A 17,191-nucleotide genomic window follows, 5' to 3' on the forward strand; every position below is an offset into this window, starting at 1 on the left:
TCAATATAACTATGGATTTCGGCGATATTTTTTCCCTCATCCCTATCTTGCTGGACTCACATTGCCGCTAACCGGACTTACATCAAGTATGATTCTACAGCCGAGGAGATTAGTGCCCTGACTATTGTTATATCCTAAAAAAAGCAGGTAAACTCGATCATTACCGAGTTTACCTGCCATCAGGGATGCGGTTTCTACTGTCGTTCAGCCGTTAACCTGCTTTAACATCCGTTTCTTCAGTTGTTTGAGTATCCACTGGGACACGCTTGCCCATTCCAAAAGCGTAAAAACTAATGACTACGATGGCTAAAAAGACCATTCCGGCAATGAGTGAAATACGCGTTTCATCATTGAACCACATGCCGACCAATACCATAATTAAGTAGGCGATGGTCAAGTAGTTTGTTACAGGTGCAAAAGGCATTTTGAATGGGTGATTGACCATTTCAGCTCTTTTGATTTTTCTGAATTTAATTTGGCTTATCAGGATGACAAACCACGGAATCATTCCAGGCAGTACACTTGCGCTGTATACATACACAAATAGGTTTTTTGGAGCAATATAACTTAATACGACTCCAATGGCCAATCCGATGATTACACCGAACGTACCGAATAAAGGAACACCGCTTTTCGATACTTTTGCAAAGGATTTAGGTGCTTGTCCATTCATTCCTAATGTATAAAGCATCCGTCCTGCACTGTAAATGCCGCTGTTGCAGCCGGACATGGCTGCTGTGATGACGACAAAATTGATGATGCCAGCTGCTGCCGTGATACCGACTTTAGCAAAGGTGGCCACGAATGGGCTTCCAATTGCAGTTAGTTGGTCCCAAGGGTAAACGGTTACAATAACGAAAATGGCACCTATATAGAAGATTAGAATACGCCAAATTGTACTTTGGATCGCTTTGGTGATCGTTTTTTGCGGATCCTTCGCTTCGCCAGCTGTAATCCCGATCAGTTCCACGCCTTGATAGGCAGCCACAACAAGTGATAGTGCAAAGAAGAAGCCTTTCCAACCGCCTGTAAACCACCCACCGTGTTCCCAAAGATTTGATAGTCCAATTGCGTCTCCGCCGTTACCTAAGCCGAAGAAGATAAGTCCAAATCCTGCAACGATCATCAAGACGATCGTTACGATTTTAACCAATGAAAACCAGAATTCGATTTCACCGAAAGATTTAACGGAAATCAAGTTCGCCGCCCCTAGGATCACCATTGCAATCAAGCCTGGTATCCATGGAGGAAGGTGAGGGAACCAATATTGCATGTACGTCCCGACTGCGATGATCTCGGCCATCCCGACAACAACCCATTGGAACCAGTTACTCCATGCAGTCATATATCCTGCCAATGGATGGATATATTTATAACCAAATGTCGCAAATGAGCCTGTACTTGGCTCTAAATATAGCATTTCCCCCATCGCACGCATGATCAAGAAGATGAATAAACCTGAGATTGCATAAGCTAACATGACAGACGGGCCTGTCCATTTGATTGCGCTGGCCGAACCCATGAATAAACCAACACCAATTGTCCCGCCCAAAGCGATCATCTGAATATGACGGCCTTTCAAGTCCCTATTCAAATCTTTGTTTGCCATTCCATTTCCCCCTACACTGCTAATCAGTCAATTTTGCTGCATACTCCCAATGAAAACATATCGTACCGAAGTGATGAGCAGGCGTCTTCACACGCTTCAAAATCATTTCACACTTCAAATTCAAGCGTTCCTGATAGTTTGAAAGATTCATACGAATTTTCACATTTATCAGCTTACAACGTGAATCACTCGGAAAGCGCTTACTTTTACATGATTCCGAAAGTGTATCATTCAACCGCTAAAAAAATCACGACCTTAATAAAATAACCTGAATAAAAGAGTCTTGCAACTCTTTTATTCAGATACGGTCCGTTATGCGGTCACTAAAAATGATTTCAATCCAAGCTTAACCAACATATCCTTCGTCATTTTCTCCAGATCGTATTCCGCTTTGAATCCCCACTCTTCCTTCGCACAAGTCGAGTCGATTCTATTCGGCCAGCTGTCGGCAATGGATTGTCTTGCGGGATCGACCTCATAGTTCATGACAAAGTCAGGAATATGCTTTTTAATCTCGGCAGCAATTTGTTCCGGGTCAAAGCTCATGGCCGATACATTGAAGGAATTCCGATGCTTCAGCTTGGATGCATCCGCCTCCATTAATGCCATGATGGCAGCCAAGGCGTCAGGCATATACATCATATCCATATACGTTCCTTTTGCGATGTAGGAAGTGTATTTCCTGTTTTTAATCGCTTCATAGTAAATTTCAACCGCATAGTCGGTGGTCCCACCGCCAGGAGGCGTGACATACGAAATCAGCCCCGGGAAACGAAGACCTCTCGTATCAACGCCAAATTTATGATGGTAATAATCACATAGCAACTCTCCCGATACTTTGTTCACTCCATACATCGTATTTGGACGTTGTATCGTGTCTTGCGGTGTGCAATCTTTAGGTGTGGTTGGACCGAACGCTCCGATCGAGCTTGGAGTAAATAATCGGCAATTGAGCTCCCGTGCCGCTTCCAACGCATTCACCAATCCACCCATGTTCAAATTCCAGGCTAACAGCGGCTTCTTCTCAGCTGTTGCAGACAATAAAGCAGCTAAATGAATGATGGTGTCCACTTCATGCTTCTTGGCAATGTTGAACATCTCTTTTTCATCGGTAACATCCAAAATTTCAAATGGACCCGATTGGACGACGGAGCTCTCCGTCTTTCGGATATCCGTTGCCACGACATTGTCGGCTCCGTAAATCTCTCTCATTTTCAGCGTCAGTTCTGAACCAATTTGACCTAAAGCTCCTGTGACTAAGACCTTTTTCATTAAAAATCCCTCCCCAATGTATTCCCAGCAAGCAAATTAATCCGTTAGATGATTGACATCTCTTTTCCCACTTTTTCATAAATCGCTATCGCACGATCGAGCATCTCTTTTGTATGGGCAGCAGTCGGCATATTCCTTACTCTTCCTGTTCCCCTTGGTACGGTAGGGAATACGATGGACTTGGCATACACACCTTCTTCATTCAGCCGCTTGCTGAATTGCTGTGTTTTTGCTTCATCGCCAATGATGCAAGGCGTGATCGGTGTTTCGCTATCGCCGATATCAAACCCTAATTCCTTTAGACCTTTTTTCAAGTAAGCGCTATTTTCCCACAGCTTATTTTGAAGTTCCGAGCTGTTCATCAAAATATCGATCGCTTCTATGCTCGAAGCAACTGCCCCAGGTGTGACAGCCGTTGAAAATAAAAATGGCCGGCTTCTAACCTTCAACCAGTCAATCAAATCCTTCTTCCCCGCTACATAGCCTCCAACAACGCCAATCGCTTTGGATAATGTGCCAATTTGGAAATCGACTTTGTCCGATAAGCCAAAATGTTTTACCGTCCCTGCACCATTTCCCAATACACCAGAACCATGCGCATCATCCACATACGTAATTAAGTCAAATTCTTCGGCAATCTCCACGATTTCAGGAAGCTTGGCAATATCCCCGTCCATGGAGAACACTCCATCGGTAATGACCATGACCTTGTTATACAATCCCGACTCTTTTGCTTGACGTGCCTTTGATCGTAAATCCTCCATATCCGAATGGATGAAGGGAATGATTTTTGCTTTGGACAAACGGCATCCATCAATGATTGAAGCGTGATTCAGTTCATCTGAAAGGATGGCATCATTCTTATCCATCACTCCTGAAATCGCTGCCATATTACAATTAAATCCAGATTGATAAGCAATGGCTGCTTCCGTATGCTTAAATTCCGCCAGCTTTTCTTCCAATTTCACATGGATATCCAACGTACCATTGATCGTACGAACCGCCCCGGCCCCGACACCATATTTCTTCGTCGCTTCGATGCAAGCAACAATCAATCGTTGATCCGTGGCTAAACCTAAATAGTTATTGGATGATAAATTGATCAGCTCTCTGCCAGCAATCTTGATCACCGGCCCGTTTGGACCTTCTACTGGATCAATAACGTTGTACAGACCTTTATCTTTTAAATCGTTCAAATTATCTGTTAAAAATTGATTTAATGATTCACTAGTCATTACATATACCCCCTCATTATTGGTTGGAACAAATGCGGATTTTTTTATGATTTACTCCTATTCTAAAAACAAACCTTTAAGAATATAGAATTTTACTATTTTTAAGAAAATACATGTGTCCTTCCCAAAAATACAGATAGGTTCAACATGAATCCTTTTGTATTAGTGGTTATACCCATCATAATAATAGATAATTTTATCGTTGTCCATATTGTGCGGACAAAAAAATACGAATTTAATATTTTTGCAATAAAGAAAGCATAAAAATCTTTTGAAGTCGCAAGAATACCTGATTGATTCCCATCATGGATTTTATAGCGTTACCTATGTTAAATGACTCAACTGCCTGACATCCCCCACCCCGGACGTATGTAAACGTTGACAACACTTTTATATGCAGGTATTATTTTCTGTACAAGTTAATGATGGTGGAGATCTGGAGACCCATGCTTTAATAGGACCTGTCAATATGAAGGTACGCTATTTTGGTATGGGTTTTTTTGTTTTATCGCCGTTTCTTAACCACGTTCATAACTTAAATTCATTAAGGAGGATTGAAATGTTCAAAATGTTTAAGCCTGCCCCACCAGTTCAAAGATTACCTGAGGAAAAAATTGACTCTGAATATAAAAAACTCAGGTTACAAGTTTTCATCGGGATCTTCATTGGTTATGCAGCGTATTATTTAATTCGGAAAAACTTTTCCATGGCCATGCCCTATTTAAAGGAAGAAGGATTTACAACTGGACAGCTGGGACTAGCGTTGTCTGCCATTTCCATTTCATACGGGATAAGTAAGTTTGTAATGGGAACCGTCTCAGATCGAAGTAATGCAAGGTATTTCTTGCCAGCAGGCTTGATTCTAGCCGGAATCGTAAGTCTCCTTATGGGATTCGTCCCTTTCTTTACATCATCGGTTGCAATCATGTTCATCATGTTATTCATTAATGGATGGTTTCAAGGAATGGGATGGCCCCCATCTGGCCGAGTACTTGTTCACTGGTATAGTGTAAGTGAAAGAGGGGGAAAAACAGCAATATGGAATGTTGCCCATAACGTGGGCGGCGGCTTAATGGCACCATTGGCCATTGCAGGTGTCTCCATCTTTGCTACATCAATGGGCTCTTCCTATGCTGGCTATGAAGGAATTTTTATACTCCCTGCATTAGTAGCTATTGTAATTGCATTCATTTCATTTCTCTTAATACGTGATACACCCCAATCAGTTGGTTTACCACCTATTGAAGAATATCGCAATGATTATCCTAATAAAACGAAAAAGTTGTTTGAAACGGAATTGACAACAAAAGAGATTCTATTCAAATATGTATTGAATAACAAATGGGTCTGGGCAATCGCCATTGCAAATATCTTTGTATATTTCGTCCGTTATGGTGTACTTGATTGGGCACCGACCTATTTGAGCGAAGAAAAAGGCTTTAATATGGATAAATCGAGTATGGCTTATTTCTTGTACGAATGGGCTGGCATCCCCGGAACTTTATTATGCGGATATATATCGGATAAGGTTTTTAAAGGTCGTCGTGGACCGGCGGGGGTTGTCTTTATGCTGGGAGTATTAATCGCTGTCCTGGTTTACTGGTTTAATCCCGCAGGAAACCCAATGGTCGATATCATTTCCTTGATTGCGATTGGCTTCTTAATTTATGGACCGGTCATGTTAATAGGTCTACAAGCACTTGATCTAGTTCCTAAAAAAGCTGCCGGTACAGCCGCAGGATTGACTGGCTTGTTTGGATATTTAGGTGGGTCTGTGGCAGCGAATGCCATGATGGGATATGTAGTGGACTTTGCAGGTTGGAACGCAGGCTTTACATTAATCACAATTTCTTGTGTTCTTGCAGTAGTCGTATTTGCGATTACATGGAATGTTCGCGGACAGGAAGTAGTAAAAGGGTAAGGTAAGGCTATGCTGTCAGGTACGATAGCCCTATCCATCCCCGTTACCATGATGGGATGACAGTAAGAACGTCATTGGAAGCACCGGCGCAAGCCAGACAAAAAGGCTTCGGAATGATTTCATTCCGAAGCCTTTTTTGATTTTTCATTACGTTTAAAGCAGGGATGATGCCTTGCGTAAAAATGGAAGTTTGTTAAAGTTTTAAGGCTAGTGGAGGGGAATTTAACGGTTGAATTTCGCAAAAAGCAGTAGACATCCTCAATGACTATCGAGTTTGCCTACAGCCTGAAATTCCCGTTACTGCGAGAATTCAATCAATTTTCCCCAATGTCTCCTTGATGCTGCCGTAAACTTCAAACCAAAGGTTCCTATCCTCGGAAAACGCCTTCGTGATCTTTTTAAAGACTTCTTTTTGCTCGACCTCAAATCGTTCATCATCCTTGGCTGGCAATACGGAACGCAGCTCCATGACATAGTCCTGCACTTTAGGTGCACGAGGTCCCCATACAGCTCTTTCCTCGCCATGCTTATCGATGAATATAAAGATGGGAATGGAACGCGCTGTGCCATTCGTTAAGTATTGATCCATCAGTTCAAGATTTTCATCTCGTAGAACCATGCGCGTTTCGATATTTGCAGCTTCAGCAATATTCAACAGGATCGGTATATTCATCATCGCGTCTCCGCACCAGTCTTCAGTAAGGACAATGGCCCGAAGATCTTTCGCTTTCCATTCATCAAAAAGATCCTGATCTTCCGCAGAAATGGCAAAGTTCTCAAGGATCGACTGCAAGCTTTCTTTATGGACCTTCATGGAAGATACAAATTCTTCTGCTGGGATTCCCTTCTCAAACCATTCATTCAATGTCGTCATCTTATTGCTCCTATCTTTTTTAAGTTAAAAGTACCATAAATCACGCACAATTTCATTGTTTACACCTTGATAACCTATCCAAGTGAAAGAGGGATGATTTCAAATTGGTAAATGAATACCATGTTTTCTTTCCCGTGTAAAGGGAACGTAATATAAATCAATAGCTTGCTATCTAAGTATTTACTATTCATTTAAAAAAGGGTTTTCCAATTTAGGAGTTGAAATTCGTGGAAGGTATTCTCTTGGCACTTCTCCCCGCTTTGACATGGGGCAGTTTGGTGCTTGTTTCCGAAAAACTTGGAGGCAGTTCTTATAATCAAACACTCGGCATTACAGTCGGTTCATTACTGTTCGCCATCGTGATGTCCTTCATCAATCCCCCGGAATGGAGCAGTCTGGTGTGGATCGTCGGCATCATATCCGGAATAGGGTGGGCGTTCGGTCAGTTATTTCAGTTTAATAGTGTCAAAGAAATTGGGGTTTCTAAAACCGTTCCCATTTCGACGGGGCTGCAAATTTTAGGAAATACATTTTTCGCCGTGATCATTTTCAGGGAATGGAATGACAAACTTACAATCATCATCGGCATCATTGCCATCATCTGCTTGATTACCGGTGTCTTGCTGACAAGTTATGGTGACGGTGCTGAAAAAAAACAAGGAAGCATGAAAAAAGGGCTATTTTATCTTGCCATTTCAACGGCTGGTTATGTTACATATGTCATTGTGGTCAGGTGGAATGAAGTGGACGGATGGTCTGCGATCCTGCCGCAAGCAATCGGCATGTTCCTAGCTGCCCTGCTGCTTTCCCTCAAGCATAAACCGTTCAATAAATATGCCGGAAGAAATATCCTGACAGGACTGATGTGGGCAGTCGGTAACATCGGCCTTCTGCTGGCTAATCCAAAGGTTGGTGTCGCCATTGCCTTCTCCTTTTCCCAAATGGGAATCGTCATTTCCACTTTAGGCGGCATCTTTCTCTTAGGAGAGAAAAAATCGAAAAAGCAAATGACCTTCGTCATCATTGGATGTGTACTCGTCATTGCTGGCGGCGTCATGATCGGCTTTACAAAAGAATGATTCAAGGAGTGATTTATCATGTATAAAGATTTAGAGAAAAAAGTCGTCGTCATCACCGGGGCGGCAAAAGGGCTAGGAAAAGCCATGGCCGAGAGGTTCGGTAAGGAAAAGGCACATGTAGTCTTGAACTATCACACTGAAAATGACGATCATAAGGATATCATCCAAACGATCGAAGCAGCGGGCGGCAAAGCGGCAGCGATCCAAGGCGACGTTTCGAAGGAAGCGGATGTTAAGGAACTGCTTTCATTTGCGGTCGATACGTTCGGGACAATCGACATCATGATCAACAATGCCGGTATTGAAAATGAAGTGCCAAGTGAAAAATTGACACTTGAAGATTGGCAAAAGGTCATTGATGTAAATCTAACCGGGATGTTCCTGGCAAGCAGGGAAGCGATCAGCTATATGCTGGATCATGACATTAAAGGGAATATCATTAACATGTCCTCCGTTCATGATCGGATCCCTTGGCCTCATTTTGTCCACTATGCAGCAAGTAAAGGCGGAGTGAAGATGATGACGGAAACCCTTGCACTTGAATACGCCCCTAAAGGGATTCGCATCAATAACATATCCCCTGGCGCCATCGATACACCCATCAATGCCGAGAAGTTCAATGATCCAAAAGCTAAACAAGAGGTCATCGACTTAATTCCAATGGGATATATCGGAAAACCGGAACAGATTGCCGCTTGTGCTGCTTGGCTAGCCTCAGCTGAATCAAGCTACGTAACGGGCATGACCTTATACGCTGATGGCGGAATGACCAAATATCCCGGATTCCAAGCAGGAAAAGGGTAATCGTTTTAAAAATGATGCAGCTGCTGAAATGTCCCTTCTCATTCTAGTAAAAGTTATGTATGCCAATAAGAAGAAAGAATGTCAGAGACAGGGGTCCTCCTTGTCTCTCATTTCTTTGCCCTCACCTTATAGAATCTTCAATCCAACATACAAAGCCTTTCCCCAAATGTGCTCGGCAAATCCTGCCTTCACCACTCTCCATGTTTACACAATAAATCCTTGGCACTTTCAGATAAAAAATAGGCGGCTTTCATTATCGCTTTTTCATCAACCGTAAAGGCTGGGTGATGCCAGTCTTCGTTTCCGTTCGTACCAAAAAAGGCAAAAGTACCGGGAATATGTTGAAGATAGTAAGCGAAATCCTCCCCAGCCATTGAAGGTTCTGGATCGATTACACCTAATGATTGCCCCAAAGCGGAACTGCGTGCCATCTCTGTAATAGCTGGATGGTTATGAAGCGCAGGTGGCCCTGGAAACCAGTCAATCACAGCCTCCTGTGAAAAAGCGGCCGCGATATTATTTACGATCGAATGAAATTTCTGCTTTACTTCCTCCCGTATTGCCGACTCAAAAGTCCGGATCGTTCCTTCAAGTGTGACCTCACCCGGAATTACATTCCATGTGCTTCCACCTGTTATCCTCGTCACGCTCACCACCGCACTTTCCAGCGGAGATACATTTCTGCTGACGATAGTTTGCAGGGCGGTAATAAGCTGGGCTCCCGCTGCTATCGGATCATTTCCACTTTGAGGGATCGCCGCATGACTGCCCTTGCCTTGAAGCACAATTTGAAAACGGTCCACTGCCGCCATTAGCGCTCCTTCTTTTATCCCTATGGTCCCGACAGGTAAATCCGGTTTATTATGCAGTCCGATTATGGCCGCGACATTGTCGATTTGGCCGTCTTTTATCACGTAAGCAGCACCGCCGCCCAACTCTTCTGCTGGTTGAAAAAGCAAGCGCACGGTTCCGCTCAGCTCCGGTTGATATTCTTTCAACAGGTAAGCAGCGCCAATGACAGCTGCGGTATGGAAGTCGTGCCCGCAGGCATGCATCACTCCTTTTACTTTTGAAGCAAATGGAAGACCGGTTTGCTCCTCGATCGGGAGCGCATCGATATCCGCCCTTATCGCTATCGTCGGTCCGGGTTTCCCACCCTTTATATCTGCGAAAACACCTGTTTTCAATCCTGTCTGCCGGATTTCTATAGCCTCTTCCCCAAGCCACTTTCGAATCGACTTTGTCGTTTCGAATTCTTCATTCGATAACTCGGGATGTTGATGTAAATGACGCCGTATCGCTATTAAACGGCTTTCCAACTCTCGCCCCATACAGACGCCTCCTTCCTTTTATAAATCCAAGCGATAGCATTTCACTAAAATATCATGATTTTGGAATTCCTTCGTTTCATCCCGTTTAAAGCCAAACCATTCATATAATTTAATGGCTTTATGCATCTTGTCGGTAGAATGCAGGTACAAACTGGACGCCCCTTGCGATTTTGCATACTGTACACTAGCTTTTAATAATTCCTGTGCGATACCGCGCCCTCTTGATTGGGGATGAACGGCCAGCAACCGAATGATTGGTGAAGAAATTCCAAGTTCAGGCTTTTCATATGCCTTTTCAGATGATTGAAAAAGCTGTAATGTACCAAGGATATCCTGTTGGCACTTTGCAACCAATACCTTATCAACAAGTGGATTATCCACGGAGGATTGAATATTCTTCAAATATCCATCCCAAGCCTCCGGGTTCGAATATTCAAATTCATACTGCTGATAACTTTCAACCAATAAGCGGCGGACCTTCTCTTTGTCTTCTTCAATTAATTCATTGACTACAATTGGATTAGTCATCTCCCCTTGGCCCCTTCCTTCAATTAGCTTTTTCTTCTAAATACGGTATAGGAATATCCCTTGATATCCTGTTTAAAAATTGTCGTGTTCGTTCTTCTTTGGGAGCATTGAAAATTTCAAGCGGAGAGCCTTCTTCCACGATGATCCCGCCGTCCATGAAGAGAACTCGATCGGATACCTCTTTGGCAAAACTCATTTCATGGGTTACAATCACCATCGTGATGCCTTCCTGGGCAATGGTTTTTATCACCGATAGAACCTCTCCGACGAGTTCAGGGTCAAGTGCCGATGTTGGCTCATCAAATAGGATGACTTCCGGATTTAAAGCAAGGGCCCTGGCAATGCCCACACGTTGCTGTTGGCCGCCTGACAATTGCGAAGGGAAATCGTTATGCTTATCTCCCAACCCTACTTTCTCCAATAAAAGCTCGCTTTCTCGTTTCGCATCCGCCTTCTTATATTTTTTTGTAACAATTAATCCTTCCATCACGTTTTCCAAAACGGTTTTATGAGCAAATAAATTATAATGCTGAAAAACCATCGCCGATTGTCTCCTCAGGGACAAGATTTCCCTTTTGGTCGCCTTCGTGGACTTCACCTGTATATTTCCCACTTGAACAATGCCCTCATCTGGTTTATCCAGAAAGTTCAAGCACCTAAGCAAGGTCGTTTTTCCAGATCCGCTAGGTCCAAGGATGGTCACTACTTCACCCTTGCCTACCTTCAAATTGATTCCTTTTAAGACGGGCTGCCGGTTAAATGATTTTTTTATATCTTTTAAATAAATCATTGTACTCCTCCTCGATTATAGGCAGTGGCTTTTTTCTCGATGAAAAACGAAAGTCCCTCCGCAATGATTGTGAGACCCCAGTAAATCAAACCAGCGGCGATGAAAGACTCCAAAAATTTCAGATTGGTGGATGCAACTATATTGGCTGCACCTGTCATTTCCTTTTGGGAGACAATGAAAGCGATCGATGACGTATGCAGGAATCCAATGAAAATATTCGTGAAATTCGGAATGGATTGGGCCATTGCCTGAGGCAAAACGATGCGTGTCATCGCTTGAAAGGTATTCATGCCTATGGAATAAGCTGCCTCCATTTGTCCAGTGGAGACACTGATGATTCCGGACCTGAATATTTCCGATAAATAAGCACCCGCACTCAACGATAGGGCGGTCAGGACGAATAAACTGATTGGGATGGAATTAGATTGAATGCCCCAATCGAATTTCGCGGAAATTAGATCGATCAATAGCGGAAAACCGAAATAAATGAGCATGATGTGCATGATGATCGGCGTTCCTCTAAAGAAAGAAACATATCCATTCGCCACTCCAGCTAAATATTTCACTTTATAAATCCTGATCAAGGCAACGGCGAGACCGATTAGAAAACCTGCAAAAAGAGGAATAATCGTCAAGAAAAGCGTAGTGGGAAGTGCCTTCAAAATCTCCTTGAAAGCAGTCCAGATAAATAGAATATCAATCGTCAAAACCTTCCCTCCTCCTTTTGTTATCCAGCAGCAGACACATGGACTGCCTGATGCCGGTTGATGCGTTTTTCATACAATCTAAATATTTTCTCGAACAGTAGCACGACTGCATAATAGATGATGGATAAGGAGAGGTAGACTTCGAGACCGTGTGCCGTTGCAGCAATCAATGTCTCCCCTCTCCCCATCATATCCATCACACCGATGGTAAAGGCAAGAGAGGTATCCTTCAATGATCCGATGATGGCGTTAGCGATATTGGGAAAAGCGATCCGTATTGCCTGTGGAAGCACGATCCGAAAAAAACTTTGGCTATTATTCATCCCCACTGAATAGGCTGCTTCCGTTTGCCCATGATCGACAGCCTTTATCGCCCCTCGAAAAATCTCCGCAAAATGCGCCCCATTACTTAGTGCATACGTAATAATGACAAAATACAGAGCCTCCATTCTTGAAATATCGATGTTAACGAATAAAAGGATGGCAGGAAGCCCATAAAACACTAGAAATAATTGGATTAAAATAGGAGTTCCCCGAATGAAGGAAATATACAATATGACAAATTGATTCAAGACCGGGATACGGAATACCCTCAGGATGGCAGCCGCTATCCCAAGGATCATCCCTAATGAAACCGAGGCTGCCAGGATCTGTAACGTAACCCCTAGATAATGGATTAAAGTCGGTACGAAATCGACTATTAAAGAAAGATCGAATGATTTCCCCATGCTTTAGCACCTCCGCGCTTACGACAATCTAATTAAAATCCGACTGAATAATCAGCACCCAGCCACTTTTTACTAAGTTCGCTCACTGCCCCTTCCTTTTTCAGCTCCACAAGTGCTTCATCAATTCTCTTCTGTAAAGGCGTTTCATCCTTTCTTAGCAAAAAGTATACCTTTGAATTAAGGAGAGGTTCACCTACGACCTTTTGCTGTGCATCTGCTTGTTCATTCAAGAAGTCGACTGCAAATGGTGTCGTGATGGTGGCATCGGCCCGGCCCGTTTTGATTTGATTCTTCGTATCATCGGCACCTTGGCCTGAATAAATGATGTCAATGCCGGCATTATTTTCTTTATTGTACTTTTCAAGAAATACGGCTGAATTGCTCGTTGCACTCACTATCGCTTTTTTCCCTTTTAGATCTTTAATGGAATGAATATCATTGTTGTCCTTATGAACGGTAACCTGTAAGGGAAAGACATTATATGGCTCCTTATTAAAGAGGAATTTCTCTTTTCGTTCATCATTCACTTCCATTTGATGAGCAACGAAATCGATTTTATTCGTCTCTAAACTTAATAAAAGATTAGAAAAATCCATCGTTTTAAATTCAAATTCATATTCAGGGAGCTTTTCATCGATTTGGCGGACCAACTCGACATCATATCCTGTCAGCTTCCCGTTCTTATCCAAAAAGCAAATATTCGGGAATTGCGTGCCTGTTCCTACAATGATTTTCTGAACTTTTTTATTTTCTGTATCACCTGCATTTGATTTTGCTGTACTCGTTGTTTCTTTCGAAGAGCAAGCTCCTAAAACAGTCAGCAGCAGTGCCATCACCAAAAATAATATTTTTTTCATCTCAATTTCCCCCGACATTTTTAATGACTAACCAATGGTTCTTTATTTTCAATGATGCGGTACAGCGTTTCATCAAGAATTTTACGAAGGTAGACAATCTTTTCGCCATCGTGAACTCGTTCGGCAAAAATCTCATAGCCTCTTCTTTCATAAATGGATACAAGCCAAGGGTGGCGATCGGCTGTCGCCAAATAGACAGCCGGCGCTTTCACCAGATCCCGAAGCATATTTTCTTCCACCCAAGTTAACAAAGCCGCCCCGATGCCTTTTTGCTTATACAAGGGATCTACCGCAAACCACCAAATGAAGGGGTAGGGACTGAAGTGCTCAGGATCATTCCATGGATGGCGAACGGTCACGGTCGAAACAATTTGGCCATCCCGTTCTAATACGTAAGTGAGATTCCGCCGAATATTATTCGTCACTAACTGCAGATCAGCCGTCGCAGCCAAAAATTTAATATTCAAATCCCTAATCGGTTCATACGCCCTAAGCGTGACCCCCAGCACTTCAGAGGCATCCGTAACAGTAGCAAGACGGATTAGCTGTGACATGATTCATCCCCCATCTCCATAGTTTATTATCCAAACAAGAATAGTCGGAATTATATCGCGATTTATTCATTCACCTGTTCAAGACCTTTCTATCTGCTGCTGATTCAGGAATCTAGGTTAAAATGCTGGATTTTTGTGATGGTACCGGTCAAGTGCTTTTTCAAGATGGGGGATGCCGACTTCTGTAACGGCCTCATAGACGTTCCCCCGCCCGATTTCAATAATGGGCACATACCGGACGCCATATTTGATTTCTAAAATATCGCGCCGTTCATCCTGGTTGGTAACATCCACCGTTTGATACGCAATGTCCTTTTCCTTTAAGTATTGTTTAACATCCTCGCAATAGTGGCAGCCTTGTTTTGACCAAACGACGACAGATAGCTGTTCTCCCATTTCATATTCCTCCTTGATTATTGATTGATTTTTTCTTTCGCATAACGATTTTCCGGGAACGGAAGCCCCAGGTTGCCCCTTAATGTATCTGCTTCATATTCAGTACGATATATCCCCCTTTGTTGAAGGATGGGAACCACATGGAGAACAAAGTCATTCAAAGCGTTCGGGACACTTGAAGCAAAGATGAATCCGTCCGCACCCTTCTCTTCGAACCATTGCTGGATCAAATCCGCCACTTTCTCTGGAGTTCCAATAAAGGGAGTACGGGGTGTAGCTTCATTAAGGGCCACTTGTCGGAGCGTCAAATGTTTCTCCTTGGCCTCCTGCTTAATTCGATCGGTCGTACTTCGGAAACTGTTTTTTCCGATGTCCCCGAGATCCGGGAAAGGGGCATCCACATCATATTGCGTAAAATCATGATGATCAAAGTACCGTCCCAAGTAATCGAGCGCCTTATCGACGGAAACAAGATTAGCAAGTTCTTGATATTTGTTCTCTGCCGCTTCATCAGTTGCACCGATGATCGGGGCGATACCCGGAAGGATGACGATATCATCAGGGTTTCTCCCGAATGCAATGGCCCTTTTTTTAACATCTTGATAAAACTTCTGCGCCTCTTCCAAAGTTGGATGACCCGTAAAGATTGCATCCGCATCTTTGGCAGCAAGATTTTTGCCGTCTTCGGATGATCCAGCTTGGAAAATGACCGGACGCCCCTGTTTGGATCGAGCAATGTTAAGCGGTCCCTGTACAGAGAAGAATTCTCCTTTATGATTTAATTGGTGCATTTTTGAAGGCTCAAAAAACTTACCCGACTTTTTATCCCGGATAAACGCATCATCCTCCCATGAATCCCATAAGCCTTTAGTGACCTGGATATATTCTGAAGCAATCCGGTACCGTTTGGCATGATCGGGATGTTCTTCAATGGTTTTGCTATAGTTCAAGGCTGTACTCTCAAGAGGCGTAGTAACAAGGTTCCATCCCCCTCGTCCATGACTGATATGATCAAGTGAAGCGAATTGCCTTGCTACAGTAAATGGCTCACTATACGAAGTTGAAACAGTACCGACAAGCCCTATCCTTGTCGTCACAGCTGAAAGTGCGGACAAAAGAGTAAGTGGCTCAAATCGATTCAAGAAATGGGGAATCGATTTCTCGTTGATATATAAACCGTCAGCGATGAATAATAAATCAAACTTTCCCTCTTCGGCCTTCCGAGCCTGCTCCGTATAAAATTCGATACTGACACTGGCATCTGCTTGAATGTCAGGATGCCTCCAACCAGATATGCTTCCTCCAACTCCATGAATAAGCGCTCCTAATTTCAACTTTCTCCGCTCAGACATCCATACTCCCCCTTTTATTCTTTTTTGCTTTTACATCCCTGTGAGTGAAGAAATCAACTTGGGCTCGTTACGTGTTTCCCTTCAGGTAAGGCTAATTGGAGCGGACTCAATAATTGGAAAGATCGTAATCTTTCTGCTTCTTTTAAAACCGGCGTATGCAAGATGAACTCATCTGCCCCGTACTTTTCATGTAAATTTGTTAACTGTTCTTTTACGTATGTGGGAGTCCCGGCAATGATAGTGGATTCCTGTTCTTCAATTTCGTATGATTCCCCAGCCTGCTTCCCGAATATTTCCGCTTGCTCGAGTGTTTGGACCGTCACTGAACGACCGCTTCTGAGATGGACTTTCACTATCTTTTGATCACCGATTAATTGGGTTGCTTCTTGCTGTGAAGGAGCGGCAATCACGGCAACCGATACCTTAAAGCTCCCAGTCGGAAAGATGCTCCGGTAAATGCGTGCAGCATCATCGAGTACAGTCTCATTGCTATTGATAAATCGGGCAAATACATAGGCGATACCAAGGTTGGCGGCTAGCCTCGCACTGTCAGCACTGGCACCAAGCAGGAACATTTCAGGTTTTATGGACGGAAGCGGGGTCGCTTGAACGCCTGCAAGAGGGTGGGTATCATTGATCGAATTTTCAATTATTTCTTGCAAGAAAGATAACCTCTCTTCAAAATCTTTTCCATCATTCACGGTACCATGCTGCAGCGCCTTCGTGGATAATGGGAGTCCCCCGGGTGCCTTTCCGATGCCAAGGTCCACTCTGCCAGGTGAAAGATTTGATAGCACATGAAAGTTTTCCGCCACTTTATACGGACTATAATGCTGAAGCATGACACCTCCCGACCCTACTCGAATCGAATGGGTTTGGGCTAAAAGATGCGATATCAATACCTCCGGTGAGGATCCCGCCAAGGTTTCGGCATGATGATGTTCCGAAACCCAGAAACGGTTATACCCCCACTCTTCTGCATGCTTAGCCAGGTTGATGGTTTGCTGTAATGCATCAACTGCTGTAGAACCGGGAAATATCGGACTCTGATCTAAAATGCCAAGCGTATAACTCATATTTTCTCTCCTCCGCTTTAATTCCGAGTTAATTTATACGATTAATTGATTTTGTATATCCTATCACCAGAACATGCG

17 protein-coding genes are annotated in these 17,191 nt (G+C 43.4%); 3 read left to right on the forward strand and 14 right to left on the reverse strand.

All coding sequences use genetic code 11. The features are described from left to right. Nucleotides 1–211: 211 nt before the first annotated feature. From AS888_RS18215 to AS888_RS18225, 3 genes are all read right to left on the reverse strand, one after another. Complete coding sequence (locus AS888_RS18215) at nt 212–1,609, reverse strand: amino acid permease (protein ID WP_061143568.1); 1,398 nt, start codon at nt 1,607–1,609, stop codon at nt 212–214. A gap of 312 nt (nt 1,610–1,921) precedes the next feature. Further along, nucleotides 1,922–2,881: an L-threonine 3-dehydrogenase gene (locus AS888_RS18220; RefSeq protein WP_061143569.1), complete on the reverse strand. Its 960-nt coding sequence runs from the start codon at nt 2,879–2,881 to the stop codon at nt 1,922–1,924. A 44-nt stretch (nt 2,882–2,925) separates the two neighbouring features. Continuing rightward, nucleotides 2,926–4,116, reverse strand: coding sequence for a glycine C-acetyltransferase (locus AS888_RS18225; RefSeq protein ID WP_061143570.1), 1,191 nt, complete (start codon nt 4,114–4,116; stop codon nt 2,926–2,928). Between the two features lie 559 nt (nt 4,117–4,675). Between AS888_RS18225 and glpT the strand changes: the two genes are divergently transcribed. After that, nucleotides 4,676–6,037 carry a glycerol-3-phosphate transporter gene (gene glpT / locus AS888_RS18230; RefSeq protein WP_061143571.1) on the forward strand — a complete coding sequence of 454 codons (1,362 nt, stop codon included), beginning with the start codon at nt 4,676–4,678 and terminating at the stop codon, nt 6,035–6,037. Nucleotides 6,038–6,347: 310 nt separating this feature from the next. Here the strand turns inward: glpT and AS888_RS18235 are convergent, their stop codons facing one another. Next, nucleotides 6,348–6,911, reverse strand: a complete 564-nt coding sequence (locus AS888_RS18235; protein WP_061143572.1) for a thioredoxin family protein — start codon at nt 6,909–6,911, stop codon at nt 6,348–6,350. A gap of 227 nt (nt 6,912–7,138) precedes the next feature. Here AS888_RS18235 and AS888_RS18240 point away from each other — a divergent pair, with 227 nt between their 5' ends. Together AS888_RS18240 and AS888_RS18245 are read left to right on the forward strand one after the other, a co-directional pair. Then, nucleotides 7,139–7,990: a GRP family sugar transporter gene (locus AS888_RS18240; RefSeq protein WP_061143573.1), complete on the forward strand. Its 852-nt coding sequence runs from the start codon at nt 7,139–7,141 to the stop codon at nt 7,988–7,990. Nucleotides 7,991–8,008: 18 nt separating this feature from the next. Then, on the forward strand, nt 8,009–8,794 hold the full coding sequence (locus AS888_RS18245; protein WP_061143574.1) for a glucose-1-dehydrogenase: 786 nt from the start codon (nt 8,009–8,011) through the stop codon (nt 8,792–8,794). A 188-nt stretch (nt 8,795–8,982) separates the two neighbouring features. Here the strand turns inward: AS888_RS18245 and AS888_RS18250 are convergent, their stop codons facing one another. From AS888_RS18250 to AS888_RS18295, 10 genes are all read right to left on the reverse strand, one after another. Further along, a complete protein-coding gene (locus tag AS888_RS18250) occupies nt 8,983–10,125 on the reverse strand; it encodes an amidohydrolase (RefSeq protein ID WP_061143575.1) in 1,143 nt (380 codons plus the stop codon). A gap of 18 nt (nt 10,126–10,143) precedes the next feature. Continuing rightward, the gene (locus AS888_RS18255; protein WP_061143576.1) at nt 10,144–10,653 is read right to left on the reverse strand and encodes a GNAT family N-acetyltransferase; all 510 of its coding nucleotides are present in this window, start codon (nt 10,651–10,653) and stop codon (nt 10,144–10,146) included. Nucleotides 10,654–10,672: 19 nt separating this feature from the next. Then, entirely contained in the window at nt 10,673–11,443 is a 771-nt protein-coding gene (locus AS888_RS18260; protein ID WP_061143577.1) for an amino acid ABC transporter ATP-binding protein, read from the reverse strand. Beyond that, nucleotides 11,440–12,150 (reverse strand): amino acid ABC transporter permease, encoded by a 711-nt coding sequence (locus AS888_RS18265; protein WP_061143578.1) that lies wholly within the window; start codon nt 12,148–12,150, stop codon nt 11,440–11,442. The genes AS888_RS18260 and AS888_RS18265 overlap by 4 nt, the downstream gene beginning before the upstream one ends. 20 nt (nt 12,151–12,170) lie before the next feature. Beyond that, complete coding sequence (locus tag AS888_RS18270) at nt 12,171–12,878, reverse strand: amino acid ABC transporter permease (protein ID WP_061143579.1); 708 nt, start codon at nt 12,876–12,878, stop codon at nt 12,171–12,173. Between the two features lie 32 nt (nt 12,879–12,910). Further along, on the reverse strand, nt 12,911–13,735 hold the full coding sequence (locus AS888_RS18275; RefSeq protein WP_061143580.1) for a transporter substrate-binding domain-containing protein: 825 nt from the start codon (nt 13,733–13,735) through the stop codon (nt 12,911–12,913). Between the two features lie 20 nt (nt 13,736–13,755). Beyond that, the gene (locus tag AS888_RS18280) at nt 13,756–14,289 is read right to left on the reverse strand and encodes a GNAT family N-acetyltransferase (protein ID WP_061143581.1); all 534 of its coding nucleotides are present in this window, start codon (nt 14,287–14,289) and stop codon (nt 13,756–13,758) included. Nucleotides 14,290–14,406: 117 nt separating this feature from the next. Continuing rightward, on the reverse strand, nt 14,407–14,685 hold the full coding sequence (locus AS888_RS18285; RefSeq protein WP_061143582.1) for a glutaredoxin family protein: 279 nt from the start codon (nt 14,683–14,685) through the stop codon (nt 14,407–14,409). Between the two features lie 17 nt (nt 14,686–14,702). Then, a complete protein-coding gene (locus AS888_RS18290; protein WP_061143583.1) occupies nt 14,703–16,037 on the reverse strand; it encodes an LLM class flavin-dependent oxidoreductase in 1,335 nt (444 codons plus the stop codon). Between the two features lie 53 nt (nt 16,038–16,090). Further along, nucleotides 16,091–17,113 carry an LLM class flavin-dependent oxidoreductase gene (locus AS888_RS18295; RefSeq protein WP_061143584.1) on the reverse strand — a complete coding sequence of 341 codons (1,023 nt, stop codon included), beginning with the start codon at nt 17,111–17,113 and terminating at the stop codon, nt 16,091–16,093. Nucleotides 17,114–17,191 lie beyond the last annotated feature (78 nt).

The sequence above is a fragment of the Peribacillus simplex genome (genome assembly GCF_001542915.1).
GTDB lineage: Bacteria > Bacillota > Bacilli > Bacillales > DSM-1321 > Peribacillus > Peribacillus simplex_B.

Excerpts from the sequence above, each read along its gene's own strand:
- AS888_RS18215 (WP_061143568.1), bottom strand. The coding sequence starts at position 1,609 with ATGGCAAACAAAGATTTGAATAGGGACTTGAAAGGCCGTCATATTCAG.
- AS888_RS18220 (WP_061143569.1), bottom strand. The coding sequence starts at position 2,881 with ATGAAAAAGGTCTTAGTCACAGGAGCTTTAGGTCAAATTGGTTCAGAA.
- AS888_RS18225 (WP_061143570.1), bottom strand. The coding sequence starts at position 4,116 with ATGACTAGTGAATCATTAAATCAATTTTTAACAGATAATTTGAACGAT.
- glpT (WP_061143571.1), top strand. The coding sequence starts at position 4,676 with ATGTTCAAAATGTTTAAGCCTGCCCCACCAGTTCAAAGATTACCTGAG.
- AS888_RS18235 (WP_061143572.1), bottom strand. The coding sequence starts at position 6,911 with ATGACGACATTGAATGAATGGTTTGAGAAGGGAATCCCAGCAGAAGAA.
- AS888_RS18245 (WP_061143574.1), top strand. The coding sequence starts at position 8,009 with ATGTATAAAGATTTAGAGAAAAAAGTCGTCGTCATCACCGGGGCGGCA.
- AS888_RS18250 (WP_061143575.1), bottom strand. The coding sequence starts at position 10,125 with ATGGGGCGAGAGTTGGAAAGCCGTTTAATAGCGATACGGCGTCATTTA.
- AS888_RS18255 (WP_061143576.1), bottom strand. The coding sequence starts at position 10,653 with ATGACTAATCCAATTGTAGTCAATGAATTAATTGAAGAAGACAAAGAG.
- AS888_RS18260 (WP_061143577.1), bottom strand. The coding sequence starts at position 11,443 with ATGATTTATTTAAAAGATATAAAAAAATCATTTAACCGGCAGCCCGTC.
- AS888_RS18270 (WP_061143579.1), bottom strand. The coding sequence starts at position 12,878 with ATGGGGAAATCATTCGATCTTTCTTTAATAGTCGATTTCGTACCGACT.
- AS888_RS18275 (WP_061143580.1), bottom strand. The coding sequence starts at position 13,735 with ATGAAAAAAATATTATTTTTGGTGATGGCACTGCTGCTGACTGTTTTA.
- AS888_RS18280 (WP_061143581.1), bottom strand. The coding sequence starts at position 14,289 with ATGTCACAGCTAATCCGTCTTGCTACTGTTACGGATGCCTCTGAAGTG.
- AS888_RS18285 (WP_061143582.1), bottom strand. The coding sequence starts at position 14,685 with ATGGGAGAACAGCTATCTGTCGTCGTTTGGTCAAAACAAGGCTGCCAC.
- AS888_RS18290 (WP_061143583.1), bottom strand. The coding sequence starts at position 16,037 with ATGTCTGAGCGGAGAAAGTTGAAATTAGGAGCGCTTATTCATGGAGTT.
- AS888_RS18295 (WP_061143584.1), bottom strand. The coding sequence starts at position 17,113 with ATGAGTTATACGCTTGGCATTTTAGATCAGAGTCCGATATTTCCCGGT.